The following is a 15733-nucleotide window of genomic DNA, read 5'->3' on the forward strand; positions in this document are numbered from 1 at the left end:
GTTGCCACAGGACTAGGTTCTATTAAACCGTGAGGAGTTACCTATGGGCTTATTTGCGATGGGTGGAATAGGTATTGGTATCGGTATGATGCCGATGATGGGCTTCAAAATGGGGAAAGGTTTCGGCAAGGGCAAGGGCAAATCCAAGCCTCCGCCCTGCCATCATCACCACCACCACGCTCAACCGCCGTTTTCTAATAGCGTAAAGTTCGAGGGAAAAATCACCTACGGCTGATGATGGCCAGGTGCATACCCCTCGTGCAGTAACACAAACGCCCCGATTATTCGGGGCGTTTGTGTTTTGTGTCCGGCAGGCTGGGTGCAGCGTACTTACAGCGCGCCAAACACTTTTTTTGCCAGGCTGGTCGCGGCGGCTGCCGGGTTCTGGCGAATGCTTTCTTCCTGTTGGGCAATCATCTTGAACAAACCGTCCAGCGCTTGTTCAGTCACGTAGTTTTCGACGCTGTCGGCCTTGCCACCGAGCAAGCCCATTGGGGCTTTTTTGGCGAGTGCGTTGTACTGCTGGGCGACACCGACCTTGTCCGTGGATTGCTTGACGATCGGCAGGAACTTGGCGCGGATCTGCTCACGGCTGCTTTTGTCCAGGTATTGGGTCGCCGAGTCCTGGCCGCCGCTGAGGATGCCCTTGGCATCGTTCACGCTCATGTTTTTCACGGCATTCACCAGAATCGGCTGGGCCTGGGTCACGGCGGATTCGGCCGCTTTGTTCATGCTGGCTTCAAGTTGGGTGATCTGATCGCCCATGCCGAGCATTTTCAGGGCGCCGGAGGCTTTTTCCAACTTGCCGGGCAAGCCGATCTTGACCTCGGGGTTATTGCTGAAACCACCAGGAGCTCCCAGTTGCTTGACGGCAATCTGCGCGCCCTGGGTCAGTGCGTCCTTGAGGCCACCGGTTGCGTCGCCCTGGGACAGATCGCCCAGGGACAGGGCCATGGCGTTTGCGCCGAGCAGCAGGCCGGCACACAAGGTGGTGAGGCGAAGAGAGGTACGGAGCATGGGCGCTTCCTTTTAGTCGACGGGATCAGTGGGCAACGGCGTCAACGCGCAGGCGAAGCGGCTGCGGATCCTGGCCGTTCAACTGCACCGAATGGCGCTCGGTGGTGATAAACATTAGCTTGCCATCCAGCTCGATGCGAGCACTGACCGAATAGCTGTGGCCAGGCTTGACCTGTGCAGGGTCGTAGCTCAGGTGGAAGGGCAGCGGTACCTGCTTGCCATTGACCGGGCCTTTTTGCTCGGCCAGGGTGACGGCCGGTGCATCGGCCAGCGAAACATCTTGCAGGCTCACGCTCAGGGTCGCGGTAGGTGGCAGGGCTATGCGTTGCAGGTAGAACACTTCGCCATCAAGGCTGGCTTTAGGGGCAGGGTTCATCGAGTGACAGGCTCCCAGCAGGGCGGTCAGGCCCAGGAGAATGATTTTTTTCATGGTACAGCTCCTTGTCAACGGCGCCAGAAACACCCTGGCGCCTGGGTAAATCTAGCGGGTTTCGACCGGCTCGGCGTCCGGCGCGGACGTTTCCTCGTTGCGGTGCAACGCCACCTGGCGAATCGACAGGCGAATTTCCGCCGGCAACACCCGTTTGGCCGCGCCTTCGGCCAACTCGCCGAGCAGGTCGTGGTAACTCAACTTACCGGCTTCATCGCGGCGCAGCACATCTTGCTCCAGCAACGTCTGAATGAAATGTCGGAAAAGGCTCTTATCGAAGAACTCCGGGGCATTCAAACCATGCAGGATCGACAGGCGCTGGGCCATGACCGTGCACAAGTCTTCCAGCTCTTCGGCGCTGATGCTGTTCTGGCCACTGTTGAGCAGCAGGGAAATGGCCATGTAGAAGCGTTGCAGGGTCTGGGCAATGCTCTTGGACAGCAGGGTCAGCAGTACAAAGTTGCGTGAGCTGGGGGCCGGGCGCAGGTAGATGTTGTTTTCAAAACGCAGCAGGCCTTGTTCCACCAGGGCTTGGAGCCATTGATCGACCACGGCGTCCAACTCGTCCAGGGACCAGCGGATAAACAGTTCCGACTGCAGGTACGGGTAGAGCGCGCGGGTGTAGCGCAGGATCTGTTCGCGGCTCATGCGCGAGCTGCTCTGGAAGAAGCTGGCGAGCAGCGCAGGCAGGGCGAAGATGTGCAGCACGTTGTTGCGGTAATACGTCATCAGGACCGCATTTTGCTCGTCCAGATACAGGATCTTGCCCAGGGCATCGCTCTGTTCCGACAGCAGGTCCATGTCCTTGACGTGCTTGATCAGGGCCTGGCCATCGCCCTCGGGCAGCGTGGTGTGGGGCGAGTAGGGCACCCGGCGCAGCAGCGCCAGGTACAAGTCCAGCACCCGCGCCATGGCCTGGTCGTCCAGGGCCAGGCGGCTGGTAGACAACAGCGCCAGCGCCACCAGGTTCACCGGGTTGATCGCGGCGGCCTCGTTGAGGTGCTGGGCCACGCGCTCGCCGAGGCGGTTGGTGGTTTCATTGAGCCAGGCCGGCTTGTAGTTCGGTGCCAGTTCCTGGGCGCGCCAGTCTGGTTGTTCCTGGTCGAGGAACTCAGCCAGCTTGATCGGCTCGCCAAAGTTGACCGCCACCTGGCCAAAACGCTGTTTCAAGGCGCCAATGACCTTGAAGATATCGAAGATCGACTCTTTCTTTTTCGTCGCGCCACGCAGCTCGCCCAGGTAGGTACGGCCTTCCAGCACCCGCTCGTAGCCGATATACACCGGTACAAACACAATCGGCATGCGTGAGGAGCGCAAAAAGCTGCGCAGGGTGATCGCCAGCATCCCGGTCTTGGGTTGCAGCATGCGCCCGGTCCGTGAACGTCCGCCCTCGACGAAGTACTCCACCGGAAAGCCTTTGGTGAACAGGGTGTACAGGTATTCGTTGAACACTGAGGTGTACAGCGGGTTGCCCTTGAACGTACGGCGCATGAAAAACGCCCCGCCACGGCGCAGCAGGCTGCCGATCACCGGCATATTGAGGTTGATCCCAGCGGCAATGTGCGGCGGAGTCAGGCCGTTCTTGAACAGCAGGTACGACAGCAGCAAGTAGTCGATATGGCTGCGGTGGCAGGGCACGTAGATCACTTCGTAACCCTGGGCGACCTTTTGTACACCCTCGATATTGTTGACCTTGATGCCGTCGTAGATCTTGTTCCAGAACCAGCTCAGGACCACTTCGAGGAAGCGGATCGCGGTGTAGGTGTAGTCCGAGGCGATTTCGTTGCCATAGCGCAGGGCCTGGGCCTTGGCTTTTTCCGGGGCGATATTTTCCCGTTCGGCTTCATCGAGGATCGCCTGGCGCACCAGCGGCATATTGACCAGGCCTTTGACCAGGTTGCGTCGGTGGGACAGATCGGGGCCGATCACCGCGGTCTTCAGGTTGCGAAAATGCACCCGCAGGATCCGTTGGGCCATGCGCACCGTGCGTTCGTGGCCTTTATTGTGCTCGATCAATTCACGCAGGTTGATTGGCGCGGAGAATTGCACCCGAGTCTTGCGCCCCAGGATCAGGATGCTCAACAGACGGCGCAGGCGCCCGGTGACGGCCCAGCTGTCGGCGAACAGCAGTTTCCAGGGGCTCGACTCACTGGCTGGCGACTGGCCCCAGAACACACTGACCGGGATGATCTGCGCATTTTCTTCGGCATGTTCGGTCAAGGTGTTGACCAGGCGCGTCAAGGTCGGCGGTGCGCCGCGCTTGTCCTGGCGACCGAGCCAGTCCGGGTCGGGGGTCAGGTAAAAGAATGCCGCCGGCTCCATCAATGGGCCAACGGACACCGGCAGCACCGGGCGCGGCAAGCCTGCCTTGGTGCACTCGGCATCCACTACGGCCAGTTCGGTCAGGGAGGGCGATTGCAGGACGTAGAACACCGGCCGGCTGCGGTCCAGGTTAAGGGTGAGGGACGACTGGTTGATCGTCTCGGAGCGAACCCAGAGGTACAACAGTCGGCGCAAGGTGCCAAATACCAGACGGCGGAACGGGGAGCGGGTCATAGGCGTGCTGCTTTGAGTGGAAAAAACCGAGCAGGCGCTCGGGCGGGTAGTGTGCCGTATTCGCCGAAAATCGGCAAAAAAGCAGCGATGTAAACTTGAGTTGATCGTTTTTGAGCCTGTCTTATACTCGGCAGTTCAATGCGAGCGACTCAACAATAAAAAGCATGTGGGAGTAAACAGATGACAACGCGCGAAACCGGTAATGTGAAGTGGTTCAACGACGCCAAGGGCTATGGCTTTATCCAGCGTGAAGATGGCAAGGATGTGTTTGTACACTACCGCGCCATTCGTGGTGAAGGCCACCGCTCCTTGGCAGAAGGCCAGCAGGTGGAGTACGCCGTGGTGACCGGCGAGAAGGGCTTGCAGGCAGAGGATGTAGTCGGTCTTTAAAGCAGATTTCTGCACCGCTGCTGAATCCATGTGGGCGCGGGCTTGCTCGCGATAGCGGTGAGTCAGTCACTGTAGAGGTTGACTGATTGACCGCTATCGCGAGCAAGCCCGCTCCCACATTTGATTGGGTTCACAGGTCAGGATCAGGCAGTTTTCCAGGTGATCTGTTCTTCACCGTCTTCGCTGATGCGGATCCAGGTATCGGCGCTTTCTTCACCTTCCTCTTCGACCCACGTCCCCGGCGCGCAGCGCACTTCAACGTTCAGTGCGGCAAAGGCGGCACGCGCGCAGGCGATGTCGTCGTCCCACGGGGTCTGGTCGCTTTCCAGGTACAGGCTGTTCCATTTGCCCACGGCTTTGGGCAGCCAGGTCACAGGCACGTTGCCGGCCTTGCACTTGTAGGTCTGGCCCTTTTGTACCCAGTCAGTACACGGCCCCAGGGCGGCGCCGAGCCAGGCAGCGATGGCCTTGTAGTCGACGTCGGCGTCCTTGAGGTAAATCTCGATATCGGGTTGGCGCATGGATGTTCCTCGTTGCGGGATTCGAAAATCCATTCGCGGATTCAGGTTGGGCATTGAATGCCCGGAAAGTCGGTTATTGAAGCACGAAATAGTCGTAGCGCATGGATACGGTGACCAGCAGCGGTTCGTCCTGCTCGATCACCTGGGCGCGGCGCTCGGCACTGGCACGCCAGCCGTGGGGCGTCATCGCCAGTAGGTTGGCGCGGTCCCTGGGCTCGGCCAGGCTGAGTTGGAACTCCAGGACTTCGCTGTGTTGCAGGCTCATGCCATCCGGTACCAGGGCCAAATGCTTGTCGTCGGTGTATTCGCGCACTTCGTCGTACAGGCGTTCGCGTAACTCCATCAGGTGGCCGCTGGTCGGGCCGACCTTCATCAAACCGCCGCCCGGGCTGAGCAGGCGCTTGGCTTCTTGCCAGTCCAGCGGGCTGAACACACTGGCGAGGAATTGGCAGCTGGCATCGGCCAACGGCACACGGGCCATGCTGGCGATCAGCCAGGTCAGTGTCGGGTTGCGCTTGCAGGCGCGCTTGACCGCTTCCTTGGAGATATCCAGGGCATAACCATCGGCGCGCAGCAGGGCGTCGGCGATTTGCGCGGTGTAATAACCTTCGCCACAGCCGATATCCAGCCAGCGCTGGGGCTTGCGCTCGGCGGCAAGTGCCGCCAGGCGTTTGGCCACGGGGGCGTAATGCCCGGCATTGAGAAAGTCGCGGCGCGCTTCAACCATCGCCAGGTTATCGCCTGGGTCACGGCTGTTCTTGTGCTGCACCGGCAACAGGTTCAGGTAACCCTGGCGAGCCCGGTCGAAACGATGCCCGGTCGGGCAGGCCACGCCGTTGTCCACTTCATTGAGTGGCGCGCTGCAAATGGGGCAAGCGAGCATCAGGCGAGCAACTTGATCAGGGTCTGGTAGTAGATTTCGGTCAGCACATCGAGGTCGCTGGCCAGAATGCGTTCGTTGACCTGATGGATTGTCGCGTTGACCGGGCCCAGTTCCACCACTTGGGTGCCGAGGGTCGCGATAAAGCGCCCGTCGGAGGTGCCGCCACTGGTGGACGCCTTGGTCTCGCGCCCGGTGATGGCCTTGATGCTGGCCGACACCGCGTCGAGCAACGCGCCCGGCTCGGTGAGGAACGGCAGGCCCGACAGCGCCCACTCCACATGCCAGTCCAGGCCATGTTTGTCGAGAATCGCCGCGACCCGCTGTTGCAGGCCTTCGACGGTGGACTCGGTGGAGAACCGGAAGTTGAACACCGCCGTCAGGTCGCCCGGGATCACGTTGGTCGCGCCGGTGCCGGAATTGAGGTTGGAGATCTGGAAACTGGTCGGCGGGAAGAAGGTGTTGCCGTCGTCCCAATGTTCGGCGGCCAGTTCGGCCAGGGCCGGGGCGGCCAGGTGGATCGGGTTCTTGGCCAGGTGCGGATAGGCCACATGGCCTTGTACGCCGCGTACGGTCAGGGTGGCACCGAGGGAGCCACGACGACCGTTCTTCACCACGTCGCCCACCAGGGTGGTGCTCGACGGTTCGCCAACGATGCACCAGTCCAGGCGCTCCTTGCGCGCGGCCAGGCGCTCGATCACGGCCTTGGTGCCGTGGTGGGCCGGGCCTTCTTCATCACTGGTGATCAGGAAGGCTACCGAGCCCTTGTGATCCGGGTAGTCCTTCACGAAGCGCTCGGAGGCGACGAGCATGGCGGCCAGGCTGCCTTTCATGTCGGCGGCGCCACGTCCGCAGAGCATGCCGTGCTCGTCGATCAGCGCGTCGAACGGGTCATTCTGCCAGGCTTGCACCGGGCCGGTCGGGACCACATCGGTATGGCCGGCGAAGCACAGCACCGGGCCTTCGTGCTTGCCGTGGGTGGCCCAGAAGTTATCCACATCTTCGATGCGCATTGGCTCAAGCGCAAAGCCGGCGTCGCCCAGGCGCTGCATCATCAGCTTCTGGCAATCAGCGTCGACAGGTGTCACCGACGGGCGACGGATCAGGTCGATAGCGAGTTGGAGGGTCGGCGAAAGGTCGGCGTGGGCCGTCATGGGGAAGCTCCGAAAGCGTGTTATGGGCGCAGGACGAATGTGGTAAAGCGGCGTAAATCCAATGTGGGAGCGGGCCTGAGCCATGCTCTGCAAAAGGGCCGTTATCTTATAGCAAAACGGCGACCAGAGGCCGCCGTTTAGTGGATTGCGCAAGTTTTTACGCCGCTGGGGCGGGCTCCACCACCGCTGCCGGCTTGGGCAGCGATGACAGGAACGCCATGATCAGCGCGGCGACATACGGCAGCGACTGCACCAGCAGCATCACCACCCAGAAGCGCATGTCATTGCTCGGCAGGCCTTGCACCAGGTAAATCCCCAGTGCTGCGCCCCACAGCAGCAACATGATGAACATTTCTTCGCGGGCTTCGGAAATCGCGACCCAGAAGCCGTGGTTATCCGCGTTTTTCGGTGTACGAAAGAACGGAATACTGGTGGTGAAGAAACCATACAGCACCGCCTTGGCAATGGTATGGGACAACGCCAATCCGGCCAGGGCCGCGCAGAACGCATCCTTGAGGTTCACGCCAACGGCGCGACGGTAGAGGAAGATGATCTTGCCGACCTTGAACACGAACAACGCCAACGGCGGGATCGCGAAAATCAGCAACGGCGGATCAACCCGCGTTGGCACAATGATCATCGCCGCCGACCACAACAGGGCACCGACGGTGAAGAAGATGTTCATGCCATCGGCCACCCACGGCAGCCAGCCCGCGAGGAAGTGATAGCGCTGGCCACGGGTCAGTTCGGTGTCCTTGCCGCGCAGCAGGCTGGCGGTGTGGCGCTTGATGATCTGAATCGCGCCATAAGCCCAGCGGAAGCGCTGTTTCTTGAAGTCGATAAAGGTATCGGGCATCAGGCCCTTGCCGTAGCTGGTGTGGTAGTACGCAGCCGACAGACCTTTCTCGAATACCCGTAGGCCCAGCTCGGCGTCCTCACAGATGCACCAGTCGGCCCAGCCCAGTTCTTCGAGCACCGAGCGCCGGGTCATGGTCATGGTGCCGTGCTGGATGATCGCGTCACGGTCGTTACGCGTGACCATGCCGATATGGAAGAAGCCCTTGTATTCGGCGTAGCACAGCTTCTTGAAGGTGCTTTCGTTCTGGTCGCGATAATCCTGGGGCGATTGCACCACGGCAATTTTCGGGTCGGCGAAGTGCGGCACCATGTGTTTGAGCCAGTTCGGCGATACGCAGTAGTCGGAGTCGATCACCGCGATCACTTCGGCATCCTTGGCGGTATGCGGGATCAGGTAGTTCAGCGCGCCGCCCTTGAAACCGGCCAGGGGCGCGACGTGGAAGAACTTGAAGCGCGGGCCTAGCGTTTCACAGTAGTCGCGCACCGGTTCCCACACGGCAGGGTCCTTGGTGTTGTTGTCGATGATCAGGACTTCGTAGTCCGGGTAATCGAGGGCGGCCAGGGCGTCGAGGGTCTGTTTGACCATCTCGGGGGGCTCGTTGTAGCAGGGCACATGGATCGACACTTTCGGGCGGTAGTCCGAATCCCCCTCAACCGGCAGGAATTCACGCCGGCGCTTGTGGGTCCAGACCGCTTCCGCCAACTCATGAGCCTCGGTCAGCAGCACGATAAACACCCCGAGCGCACCGAGTGCCAGGAGGAAACCCACTGTCAGGCTGAACCAGGTGCTGTATTGCTGGCTGTAGTCGTAGCCGATCCATACCAGCACCGAGCCACACAGGAACGCGATAAAGGTCAGGAAGGTGCGGCCACGCTGGCGCAGGGCCGAGCCGTCGATCATCAGTAAGGTCAGCGACAACAGCGCCAGCACCACCGAGCCGATGGCCAGCACCCGCCATTGCGGAATCGCCACCACCGGGCCTTCGAAGTTGAATTTCTGCTGGCGCGCGGCGTTGAACACGCCCCAATAGGCGCCGACCGAGCCTTCATCACTGGCTTTCCAGGGTTGGTCGAAGGCTTCGATCACGAAGTAGTTGTAGCCCTGGCGATTCAGCTTGTTCACCAGGGTACGCAGGTAGATCGCCTGGTCGGCAGGGGACGCGTCCGCGCCACCGCGCATCCGGCCATTGCTCGGCCAGCCGACTTCCGACAGCAGCAGCGGCTTTTTCGGGAAGGTCTTCTTCAGATCCTTGGCGCGGTCAAGGACGAATTGCCCGGCCTGGGCCATCGGCACATGTTCCCAATACGGCAGGACGTGCGCGGCGATCAGGTCGACATGCTTGCCCAGTTGCGGGTTGTGTTCCCAGATGTGCCACTGCTCGGAGGTGGTCACGGGCACTTTGACGGCGGCGCGCACCCGGTCCAGCAGGACAATCAGCTCTTCGGGGGTGATCTCCTTGCGGAAGATCGCCTCGTTACCTACCACCACGCGGACCACGCTACGCGAGCTGTTGGCAATCTCGATGGCGCGCTGGATTTCCCGCTCGTTGCGCTCAAGGTCCGGGCTGATCCAGATCCCCAGGGTCACCCGCAGGCCGAATTCTTCCGCCAGCTTGGGGATATTCCCCAGCGGGCCGTCGACCGAATAGGTCCGGATGTTGTCCGTCAGCTTGCTCATGATCGCAAGGTCCTGACGCATCTGCTCGTCGGTCGGGTACTGGTCTTTCTGCGGGTACTGGCCTTGCTGGAACGGCGAGTAGGAAAAACCGGAGATTTGCTGTGGCCAGTTGGGGGTGGTGACCGGGCGGTTGATCAGCGCCCAGAAACCGGTGAACAGCGCGGCAATCGCTAGCACTACCACCAGGTTGAGTCCAAATTTACGCGATGACATAGCTGTTTCGGGTTCCAAAGGGTGTGGAACGAATGGAGGTGTCGAACGGCGCGCATCCTACACCGGCCCTTCCCTGACCGTACAGCAAGCCGGGAAAAACCGGGCATTGGGCAGCGAAAGCACGAGTAAGTTCTTTACTTATAGCTTGTAGCTTAGAACTTATCGCTGCGTAGCCCTATAATGCGCGCCGGTTTTTGGGGTAATGGTCATGAGTACAGAAGATCCACGGTTTGCAGGCGTCGCCCGTCTCTATGGCATTGACGGCCTGGAGCGCTTGAAAGCGGCCCATGTGGCCATCGTCGGCGTGGGCGGTGTCGGCTCGTGGGCGGCGGAAGCCATGGCCCGTTGCGGTGTGGGCGAAATCTCGCTGTTTGACCTGGACGATGTGTGCGTCAGCAACAGCAATCGTCAGTTGCATGCCCTGGACAGTACGGTGGGCAAGCCCAAGGTCGAGGTAATGGCCGAACGCCTGCGCGCGATCAACCCCGATTGCACCGTGCATGCGGTGGCGGATTTTGTGACCCGCGACACCATGGCCGAGTACATCACGCCTGACATTGATTGCGTGGTCGACTGCATCGACGCGGTCAACGCCAAGGCGGCGCTGATTGCCTGGTGCAAGCGTCGCAAGATCCAAATCATCACCACCGGCGGCGCGGGCGGGCAGATTGATCCGACGCTGATTCAGGTGTGCGACCTGAACCGTACCTTCAATGACCCGCTGGCTTCGAAAGTGCGCTCCACCTTGCGTCGCGACTATGGGTTCTCGCGCACCGTGACCCGCCATTACAGCGTGCCGTGTGTGTTTTCCACCGAACAGCTGCGCTACCCCAAGCCGGACGGCAGCATCTGTTTGCAGAAGAGTTTTGTCGGTGATGGCGTGAAGTTGGACTGCGCCGGCGGATTTGGCGCGGTGATGATGGTCACCGCGACGTTCGGCATGGTGGCGGCGACCAAGGCGGTGGACAAGATTGTGGCCGGGGTGCGCAGGCCTTCGGAACGGGTCAAGCCTGCATAAATATCACGACCCTGCATCAGTCAAAAATGTGGGAGCGGGCTTGCTCCCACATTTAGTGTTGTGTATGGCTCAAGTCGCGCATGCGTTGCAGGACTGCGTTCAGGCCATTGCTGCGCGACGGCGACAACTGGCGGGAAAGCCCCAGTTGGTTGAACCAGTCGGGCAGGTCGACCGCTTGTAACTCGTCGGCCGACAGCCCATTGACCCGCGCCAGTAGCAAGGCCACCAACCCGCGAATCAAGCGCGCTTCGCTGCTGGCAGCAAACTGCCAATGGCCGTCGTGCAGTCGCCCCACCAGCCACACCAGGCTTTCACAGCCTTGTACCAGATTGGCGTCGACCTTATCGGCATCAGCCAATGCCGGCAGCCGCTCACCCCATTGCATCAGCATTCGCGCGCGTTGCTCCCAACTCCCAACGGCCTGAAAGGCTTGCAGCGCGGCCAGCGCATCCACTGGCAAGTTCATCGCAGCATGTCCAGCGCCTGATCCAGCGCTTCAAAAAAGCGCTCCAGGTCGTCGGAATCGTTGTACAGCGCCAAGGACACCCGGATTGCCCCCGAGAGCTGCAGGCGTTTGAGCAGCGGCATCGCACAGTGATGGCCGGCGCGCACGGCGATGCCTTGTTCGGTCAGCAAGTGGGCGAGGTCGGCGTTGTGTACGCCCTCGACGACGAAGCTGGCCAGGGCCACTTGGGGCGCACCCAGCAGGCGCACGCCATTGCGTGCCCGCAAACCGCGCAGCAGATAGTCGTGCAGCGCGGCTTCATGGGCGATCACCGCCGATTGATCCAGGGAACTCAGGTAATCCAGGGTCGCGCCCAGGCCAATCACCCCGGCAATCGGCGGCGTACCGGCTTCGAAGCCCAGGGGGGCGGGACGGAAGCTGGCACTGTGGTAATCCGCCTGTTGCACCATCTCGCCACCAAACTGCCAGTGGCGGAGCAAATGCAAGGCTTCGGTGCGGCCGTAGAGCACGCCGACGCCGTCCGGGCCATAGAGCTTATGGCTGGAAAATACATAGAAATCACAGCCCAGCGCCTGCACGTCGTGGCGCCCGTGGACAATGCCCTGGGCGCCATCGACCACGGTCAGTGCATCGTGGGCCTTGGCCAGCGCCAACAGTTGCGGCAGGGGTTGCCAGACGCCCAGTACATTGGACAGTTGGCTCACCGCCAGCAAGCGGGTCTGCGGGCCGATAAGCTGGGCTGCGGCTTGTAGGTCGATCAAACCCTCGTCATCGAGGGGCAGCACCACCAGCTTCAGCTCGCGACGCTTGGCCAGTTGCTGCCAGGGCAGCAGGTTGGCGTGATGCTCCAGGGCGCTGATGACAATCTCATCGCCCGGGTTGAAAAGGGGCTCAAGGCCATAGGCCAGGAGGTTCAGCGCAGATGTCGCGCCGTGGGTAAAGATGATCTGCCCGCTGTCACCGACGTTGAGCCATTGCGCCACTTTGCTGCGACTGTCCTCGAACCCTTGAGTCGCATGGGCGCCCGGCAGATGCTGGGCGCGATGCACATTGGCTGCGCCATTGGCGTAGTAATGGTTCAGGGCGTCCAGCAGGGCTTGAGGTTTTTGCGTGGTGGCGGCGTTGTCCAGGTAGGTCTGGTCTTGCCGTTGCAAGGTAGCGATAGCCGGGAAGTCGGCGCGCCAGGGCGAGGGCACAAGCATGGTTTCAAGACTCATATGAACAGGCCGCGTTTTCGAGCGCGGCCTGTTCCGGTGGCATCGAGTCGCTGCTTAGTTGTGAGCGTGCAGCGCTGCGTTCAGTTCGATGGCCGACTTGTGGGTTTTGCACTCCACGGCACCGGTCTCGGAGTTACGACGGAACAGCAGGTCTGGTTGACCGGCCAATTCGCGGGCCTTGACCACCTTGACCAGTTGGTTCTGCTCATCGAGCAACGCCACTTTAGTGCCGGCAGTCACGTACAGGCCGGACTCCACGGTGTTGCGATCGCCCAACGGGATGCCGATACCGGCGTTGGCGCCGATCAGGCAGCCTTCGCCCACCTTGATCACGATATTGCCGCCACCCGACAGGGTGCCCATGGTGGAGCAACCGCCGCCCAGGTCCGAACCCTTGCCGACAAATACGCCGGCCGATACACGACCTTCGATCATGCCCGGGCCTTCGGTACCGGCGTTGAAGTTGACGAAACCTTCGTGCATCACGGTGGTGCCTTCACCCACGTAAGCGCCCAGGCGCAGGCGCGCGGCATCGGCGATACGCACGCCAGCCGGCACCACGTAGTCGGTCATTTTCGGGAACTTGTCCACCGAGAACACTTCCAGCAGCTCGCCACGCAGGCGCGCTTCCAGTTGACGCTCGGCCAGTTCGCCGATGTCGATCGCACCCTGGCTGGTCCAGGCCACGTTCGGCAGTTGCGGGAACACACCGGCCAGGCTCAGGCCGTGAGGCTTGACCAAGCGGTGGGACAGCAGATGCAGCTTGAGGTAGGCCTCGGGGGTAGAGGTCAGTGCAGCATCTTCGGCCAGCAGCGTGGCGACCAACGGCTTGTGGCTTTCGGCCAGGCGCGTCAGCAGGGCGGCTTGGGTGGCATCTACATTTTTCAGGGCGTCAGCCAGTTGCGAGGCTTGGGCAATGGTGAAAGTGATGGCCTGGTTGCCTTCGCTATAGCCGAGGATCGGCGCGATGGCGGCCACGATTTCAGCCGAAGGATTGAGCAACGGTTGCGCGTAAAACACTTCCAGCCAAGCACCTTGGCGGTTCTGGGTGCCGACGCCGAAGCCCAGGCTGAACAGGGAATTGGACATGTTGTTACCTCTACAAAAATGAAATGGCTGGCCTACTTGAGGGCCGCCGAATAACTATCTGGCTTGAAGCCAATCAGGGTTCTGTCACCGAGATCGAGCACCGGGCGCTTGATCATCGAGGGTTGTGCGAGCATCAGTTCAATAGCTTTCGCCTGGTCGAGATCGGCTTTGCGTTCGTCTTCGAGTTTGCGAAAGGTCGTGCCTGCACGGTTCAAAACCACCTGCCAACCGTGCTCGTTGCACCATTGGGTCAAGTGTTCGCGGTCGATACCGGCCGTCTTGTAGTCATGAAACTCATAGTTGACAGCGTGTTCATCAAGCCAGGTGCGCGCCTTTTTCATGGTGTCGCAGGCTTTGATGCCGAAAAGGTGCAAGGTTTTACTTGAATCGGTCAAGGAACTGCCCCCTTTGGGCTGATGGAAACGTAGGATCACGGATTATGCCATGACCGAAGGGTTTCGGTGCCGCTCGTCACGCCTTACGTGATCGGGTGCGACTTATGTGCAACGGTCAGCCGGCAGCATAGGCGGCTAATATGGCACTTCAAAGGCGCGCCGTTGCCTGATGTGTGTCGTAGTAAGTCGATTGTCTGGGAACTCCGCGTTATGCAAACCGCCTACACCGTTCTTATCCTGCTGATGCTGGTCAGCGTTTCGCGTCTGGTAGGGCGTGTTATCCCACTGCCGTTGCCGTTGGTGCAGATTGCCGCTGGTGCCTTGCTGGCCTGGCCAACCCTGGGGCTGCATGTGGCCCTGGACCCCGAGTTGTTTCTGTTCCTGTTCCTGCCGCCACTGCTGTTTTCCGATGGCTGGCGCATGCCCAAGCGCGAACTGTGGCGCCTGCGCGGGCCAATCCTGACGTTGGCGGTGGGCTTGGTACTGTTTACTGTGGTGGGTGCCGGTTACTTCATTCATTGGTTGCTGCCGAGCATCCCTTTGCCGGTGGCCTTCGCCCTGGCGGCCGTATTGTCACCGACGGATGCCGTGGCGGTGTCGGCTATTTCTCAGAACCGTTTGCCCACGCCCCTGATGCATATGCTTCAAGGCGAGGCCTTGATGAATGATGCGTCGGGCCTGGTGACGTTCAAGTTCGCCCTTGCGGCAGCGTTGACCGGGGTGTTTTCCCTGGCCGATGCCAGCCTGACTTTTGTGTTGGTGGCGGTAGGCGGCCTGGCGGTGGGCGTGGCGTTGAGCTGGCTGGTCGGTCGCCTGCGGGCCTGGATGATTGCCCGGGGCTGGGATGACCCGGCAACACACGTGGTGTTCATGTTGCTGTTGCCATTTGCCGCTTATGTGCTGGCGGAGCGTCTGGGCGCTTCGGGGATTCTGTCGGCCGTCGCGGCGGGCATGATGCAAAGCTGGCTGGACCTGTTGCCCCGCCAGACCAGTACACGTTTGCTCAACCGCAGTGTCTGGTCGCTGCTGGAGTTTGCCTTCAACGGTTTGATCTTCCTGCTGTTGGGCCTGCAATTGCCGGACATCATCAAGGCAGTGGTCAGTCATGAGCCAACCCTGTGGCCGACCTTGTTCTATCGCTGCCTGGATGTGGTCGCAATTTTCCTGGTGCTGCTGGTGTTGCGGTTTATCTGGGTGCAGAGCATCTGGCGCCTGTCGGGCCTGCTGCGACGCCTGCGTGGTAAAAGCGAGTTGACGTTGGTACCGACGGCGCGTTCCTGCTGGCTGTTGACCGTGGGCGGCGTGCGTGGGGCGGTGACCCTGGCCGGTGTGATGTCGGTGCCGTTGCTGCTGGCGCCAGGCGAGGCTTTTCCGGAGCGCGATCTGCTGATTTTCATCGCCGCCGGGGTGATTCTGCTGTCACTGGTGGCGGCCTGCATTGCATTGCCGCTGTTGCTGCGAGGGATTGAAAAAAGCCCGGACGACAAGCGTCGCGGAGAGATCCGCGATGCCTGGAAAAAAACCGCCGAGGCCGCCATTCATGCGCTGGAGGCCGAAGAAGCCAGCGAGCCCCAGGATGCTGCCCAGGCTGCATTGGCTGCCGAACTCAAAGCGCGGATCATGTCGGAGTATCGCCATCAACTTGACGTGTTCAACGACTCGGCCGAAGCCCAGGCGCTGGCGCTGCAGATGGACCAACTGGAACGCAAGTTGCGCCTCAAGGCACTGCGGGCGCAACGCTTGGAGCTGTATAGCCTGAGCCGTCATCACCAGATTGGTGATGACGTGCTACGGGAAGTGTTGGCAGACCTGGATATGAGCGAGGCCAATCTGGGTACTCAGAAATAGTCA

15 protein-coding genes are annotated in these 15733 nt (G+C 60.9%); 4 read left to right on the forward strand and 11 right to left on the reverse strand.

What is annotated here, in order from left to right; all coding sequences use genetic code 11:
• Positions 1 to 43 precede the first annotated feature (43 nt).
• Entirely contained in the window at positions 44 to 235 is a 192-nt protein-coding gene (locus BFQ03_RS13605; RefSeq protein ID WP_065943337.1) for a hypothetical protein, read from the forward strand.
• A 95-nt stretch (positions 236 to 330) separates the two neighbouring features.
• Here BFQ03_RS13605 and BFQ03_RS13610 read toward each other — a convergent pair whose 3' ends face one another.
• Genes BFQ03_RS13610 through plsB form a run of 3 tightly spaced genes read right to left on the reverse strand, consistent with a single transcriptional unit; the run spans position 331 to position 4003 of the window.
• Positions 331 to 1017, reverse strand: a complete 687-nt coding sequence (locus BFQ03_RS13610) for a DUF4197 domain-containing protein (protein ID WP_065943338.1) — start codon at positions 1015 to 1017, stop codon at positions 331 to 333.
• Positions 1018 to 1042: 25 nt separating this feature from the next.
• Positions 1043 to 1447, reverse strand: coding sequence for a YbaY family lipoprotein (locus BFQ03_RS13615; RefSeq protein ID WP_029300136.1), 405 nt, complete (start codon positions 1445 to 1447; stop codon positions 1043 to 1045).
• Positions 1448 to 1498: 51 nt separating this feature from the next.
• The gene (gene plsB, locus BFQ03_RS13620; RefSeq protein WP_065943339.1) at positions 1499 to 4003 is read right to left on the reverse strand and encodes a glycerol-3-phosphate 1-O-acyltransferase PlsB; all 2505 of its coding nucleotides are present in this window, start codon (positions 4001 to 4003) and stop codon (positions 1499 to 1501) included.
• Positions 4004 to 4183: 180 nt separating this feature from the next.
• On the opposite strand from plsB, the gene BFQ03_RS13625 reads away from it, so the two are divergent.
• Positions 4184 to 4393 (forward strand): cold-shock protein, encoded by a 210-nt coding sequence (locus BFQ03_RS13625; protein ID WP_003189131.1) that lies wholly within the window; start codon positions 4184 to 4186, stop codon positions 4391 to 4393.
• 143 nt (positions 4394 to 4536) lie between these two features.
• On the opposite strand, the gene BFQ03_RS13630 is transcribed toward BFQ03_RS13625, so the two are convergent.
• The 4 genes from BFQ03_RS13630 to BFQ03_RS13645 form a co-directional block, all read right to left on the reverse strand.
• Positions 4537 to 4914 carry a hypothetical protein gene (locus BFQ03_RS13630; protein ID WP_012722582.1) on the reverse strand — a complete coding sequence of 126 codons (378 nt, stop codon included), beginning with the start codon at positions 4912 to 4914 and terminating at the stop codon, positions 4537 to 4539.
• A gap of 73 nt (positions 4915 to 4987) precedes the next feature.
• Entirely contained in the window at positions 4988 to 5797 is an 810-nt protein-coding gene (locus tag BFQ03_RS13635; protein WP_065943340.1) for a putative RNA methyltransferase, read from the reverse strand.
• A complete protein-coding gene (gene dapE, locus BFQ03_RS13640) occupies positions 5797 to 6948 on the reverse strand; it encodes a succinyl-diaminopimelate desuccinylase (RefSeq protein ID WP_029300128.1) in 1152 nt (383 codons plus the stop codon). The genes BFQ03_RS13635 and dapE overlap by 1 nt, the downstream gene beginning before the upstream one ends.
• Before the next feature lie 157 nt (positions 6949 to 7105).
• Positions 7106 to 9697, reverse strand: coding sequence for a glycosyltransferase (locus BFQ03_RS13645; protein ID WP_065943341.1), 2592 nt, complete (start codon positions 9695 to 9697; stop codon positions 7106 to 7108).
• Positions 9698 to 9899: 202 nt separating this feature from the next.
• On the opposite strand from BFQ03_RS13645, the gene tcdA reads away from it, so the two are divergent.
• Positions 9900 to 10715, forward strand: a complete 816-nt coding sequence (gene tcdA / locus BFQ03_RS13650; protein WP_065943342.1) for a tRNA cyclic N6-threonylcarbamoyladenosine(37) synthase TcdA — start codon at positions 9900 to 9902, stop codon at positions 10713 to 10715.
• 52 nt (positions 10716 to 10767) lie between these two features.
• Here tcdA and BFQ03_RS13655 read toward each other — a convergent pair whose 3' ends face one another.
• The 4 genes from BFQ03_RS13655 to BFQ03_RS13670 all read right to left on the reverse strand — a co-directional run bounded on the left by BFQ03_RS13655 (position 10768) and on the right by BFQ03_RS13670 (position 13828).
• Positions 10768 to 11181 carry a SufE family protein gene (locus BFQ03_RS13655; protein WP_065943343.1) on the reverse strand — a complete coding sequence of 138 codons (414 nt, stop codon included), beginning with the start codon at positions 11179 to 11181 and terminating at the stop codon, positions 10768 to 10770.
• Positions 11178 to 12383 carry an aminotransferase class V-fold PLP-dependent enzyme gene (locus tag BFQ03_RS13660; protein ID WP_065943344.1) on the reverse strand — a complete coding sequence of 402 codons (1206 nt, stop codon included), beginning with the start codon at positions 12381 to 12383 and terminating at the stop codon, positions 11178 to 11180. Before BFQ03_RS13660 ends, BFQ03_RS13655 begins: the two co-directional genes overlap by 4 nt.
• A gap of 69 nt (positions 12384 to 12452) precedes the next feature.
• Positions 12453 to 13487 carry a 2,3,4,5-tetrahydropyridine-2,6-dicarboxylate N-succinyltransferase gene (gene dapD, locus BFQ03_RS13665; RefSeq protein WP_032858174.1) on the reverse strand — a complete coding sequence of 345 codons (1035 nt, stop codon included), beginning with the start codon at positions 13485 to 13487 and terminating at the stop codon, positions 12453 to 12455.
• 32 nt (positions 13488 to 13519) lie between these two features.
• Positions 13520 to 13828, reverse strand: coding sequence for an arsenate reductase (locus BFQ03_RS13670; protein WP_229689212.1), 309 nt, complete (start codon positions 13826 to 13828; stop codon positions 13520 to 13522).
• 264 nt (positions 13829 to 14092) lie between these two features.
• On the opposite strand from BFQ03_RS13670, the gene BFQ03_RS13675 reads away from it, so the two are divergent.
• On the forward strand, positions 14093 to 15730 hold the full coding sequence (locus BFQ03_RS13675) for a Na+/H+ antiporter (RefSeq protein ID WP_032858173.1): 1638 nt from the start codon (positions 14093 to 14095) through the stop codon (positions 15728 to 15730).
• Positions 15731 to 15733 lie beyond the last annotated feature (3 nt).

Origin of the sequence: Pseudomonas sp. 25 R 14 (assembly GCF_900004755.1) — a bacterium.
GTDB classification, from domain to species: domain Bacteria; phylum Pseudomonadota; class Gammaproteobacteria; order Pseudomonadales; family Pseudomonadaceae; genus Aquipseudomonas; species Aquipseudomonas brenneri.

Bases quoted from the DNA above. Each gene is read 5' to 3' on its own strand.
- plsB (WP_065943339.1), bottom strand. From the start codon at position 4,003: ATGACCCGCTCCCCGTTCCGCCGTCTGGTATTTGGCACCTTGCGCCGA.
- BFQ03_RS13635 (WP_065943340.1), bottom strand. From the start codon at position 5,797: ATGCTCGCTTGCCCCATTTGCAGCGCGCCACTCAATGAAGTGGACAAC.
- BFQ03_RS13645 (WP_065943341.1), bottom strand. From the start codon at position 9,697: ATGTCATCGCGTAAATTTGGACTCAACCTGGTGGTAGTGCTAGCGATT.
- BFQ03_RS13610 (WP_065943338.1), bottom strand. From the start codon at position 1,017: ATGCTCCGTACCTCTCTTCGCCTCACCACCTTGTGTGCCGGCCTGCTG.
- dapE (WP_029300128.1), bottom strand. From the start codon at position 6,948: ATGACGGCCCACGCCGACCTTTCGCCGACCCTCCAACTCGCTATCGAC.
- BFQ03_RS13630 (WP_012722582.1), bottom strand. From the start codon at position 4,914: ATGCGCCAACCCGATATCGAGATTTACCTCAAGGACGCCGACGTCGAC.
- BFQ03_RS13615 (WP_029300136.1), bottom strand. From the start codon at position 1,447: ATGAAAAAAATCATTCTCCTGGGCCTGACCGCCCTGCTGGGAGCCTGT.
- BFQ03_RS13625 (WP_003189131.1), top strand. From the start codon at position 4,184: ATGACAACGCGCGAAACCGGTAATGTGAAGTGGTTCAACGACGCCAAG.
- tcdA (WP_065943342.1), top strand. From the start codon at position 9,900: ATGGTCATGAGTACAGAAGATCCACGGTTTGCAGGCGTCGCCCGTCTC.
- BFQ03_RS13660 (WP_065943344.1), bottom strand. From the start codon at position 12,383: ATGCTTGTGCCCTCGCCCTGGCGCGCCGACTTCCCGGCTATCGCTACC.
- BFQ03_RS13605 (WP_065943337.1), top strand. From the start codon at position 44: ATGGGCTTATTTGCGATGGGTGGAATAGGTATTGGTATCGGTATGATG.
- BFQ03_RS13655 (WP_065943343.1), bottom strand. From the start codon at position 11,181: ATGAACTTGCCAGTGGATGCGCTGGCCGCGCTGCAAGCCTTTCAGGCC.
- dapD (WP_032858174.1), bottom strand. From the start codon at position 13,487: ATGTCCAATTCCCTGTTCAGCCTGGGCTTCGGCGTCGGCACCCAGAAC.
- BFQ03_RS13670 (WP_229689212.1), bottom strand. From the start codon at position 13,828: ATGAAAAAGGCGCGCACCTGGCTTGATGAACACGCTGTCAACTATGAG.
- BFQ03_RS13675 (WP_032858173.1), top strand. From the start codon at position 14,093: ATGCAAACCGCCTACACCGTTCTTATCCTGCTGATGCTGGTCAGCGTT.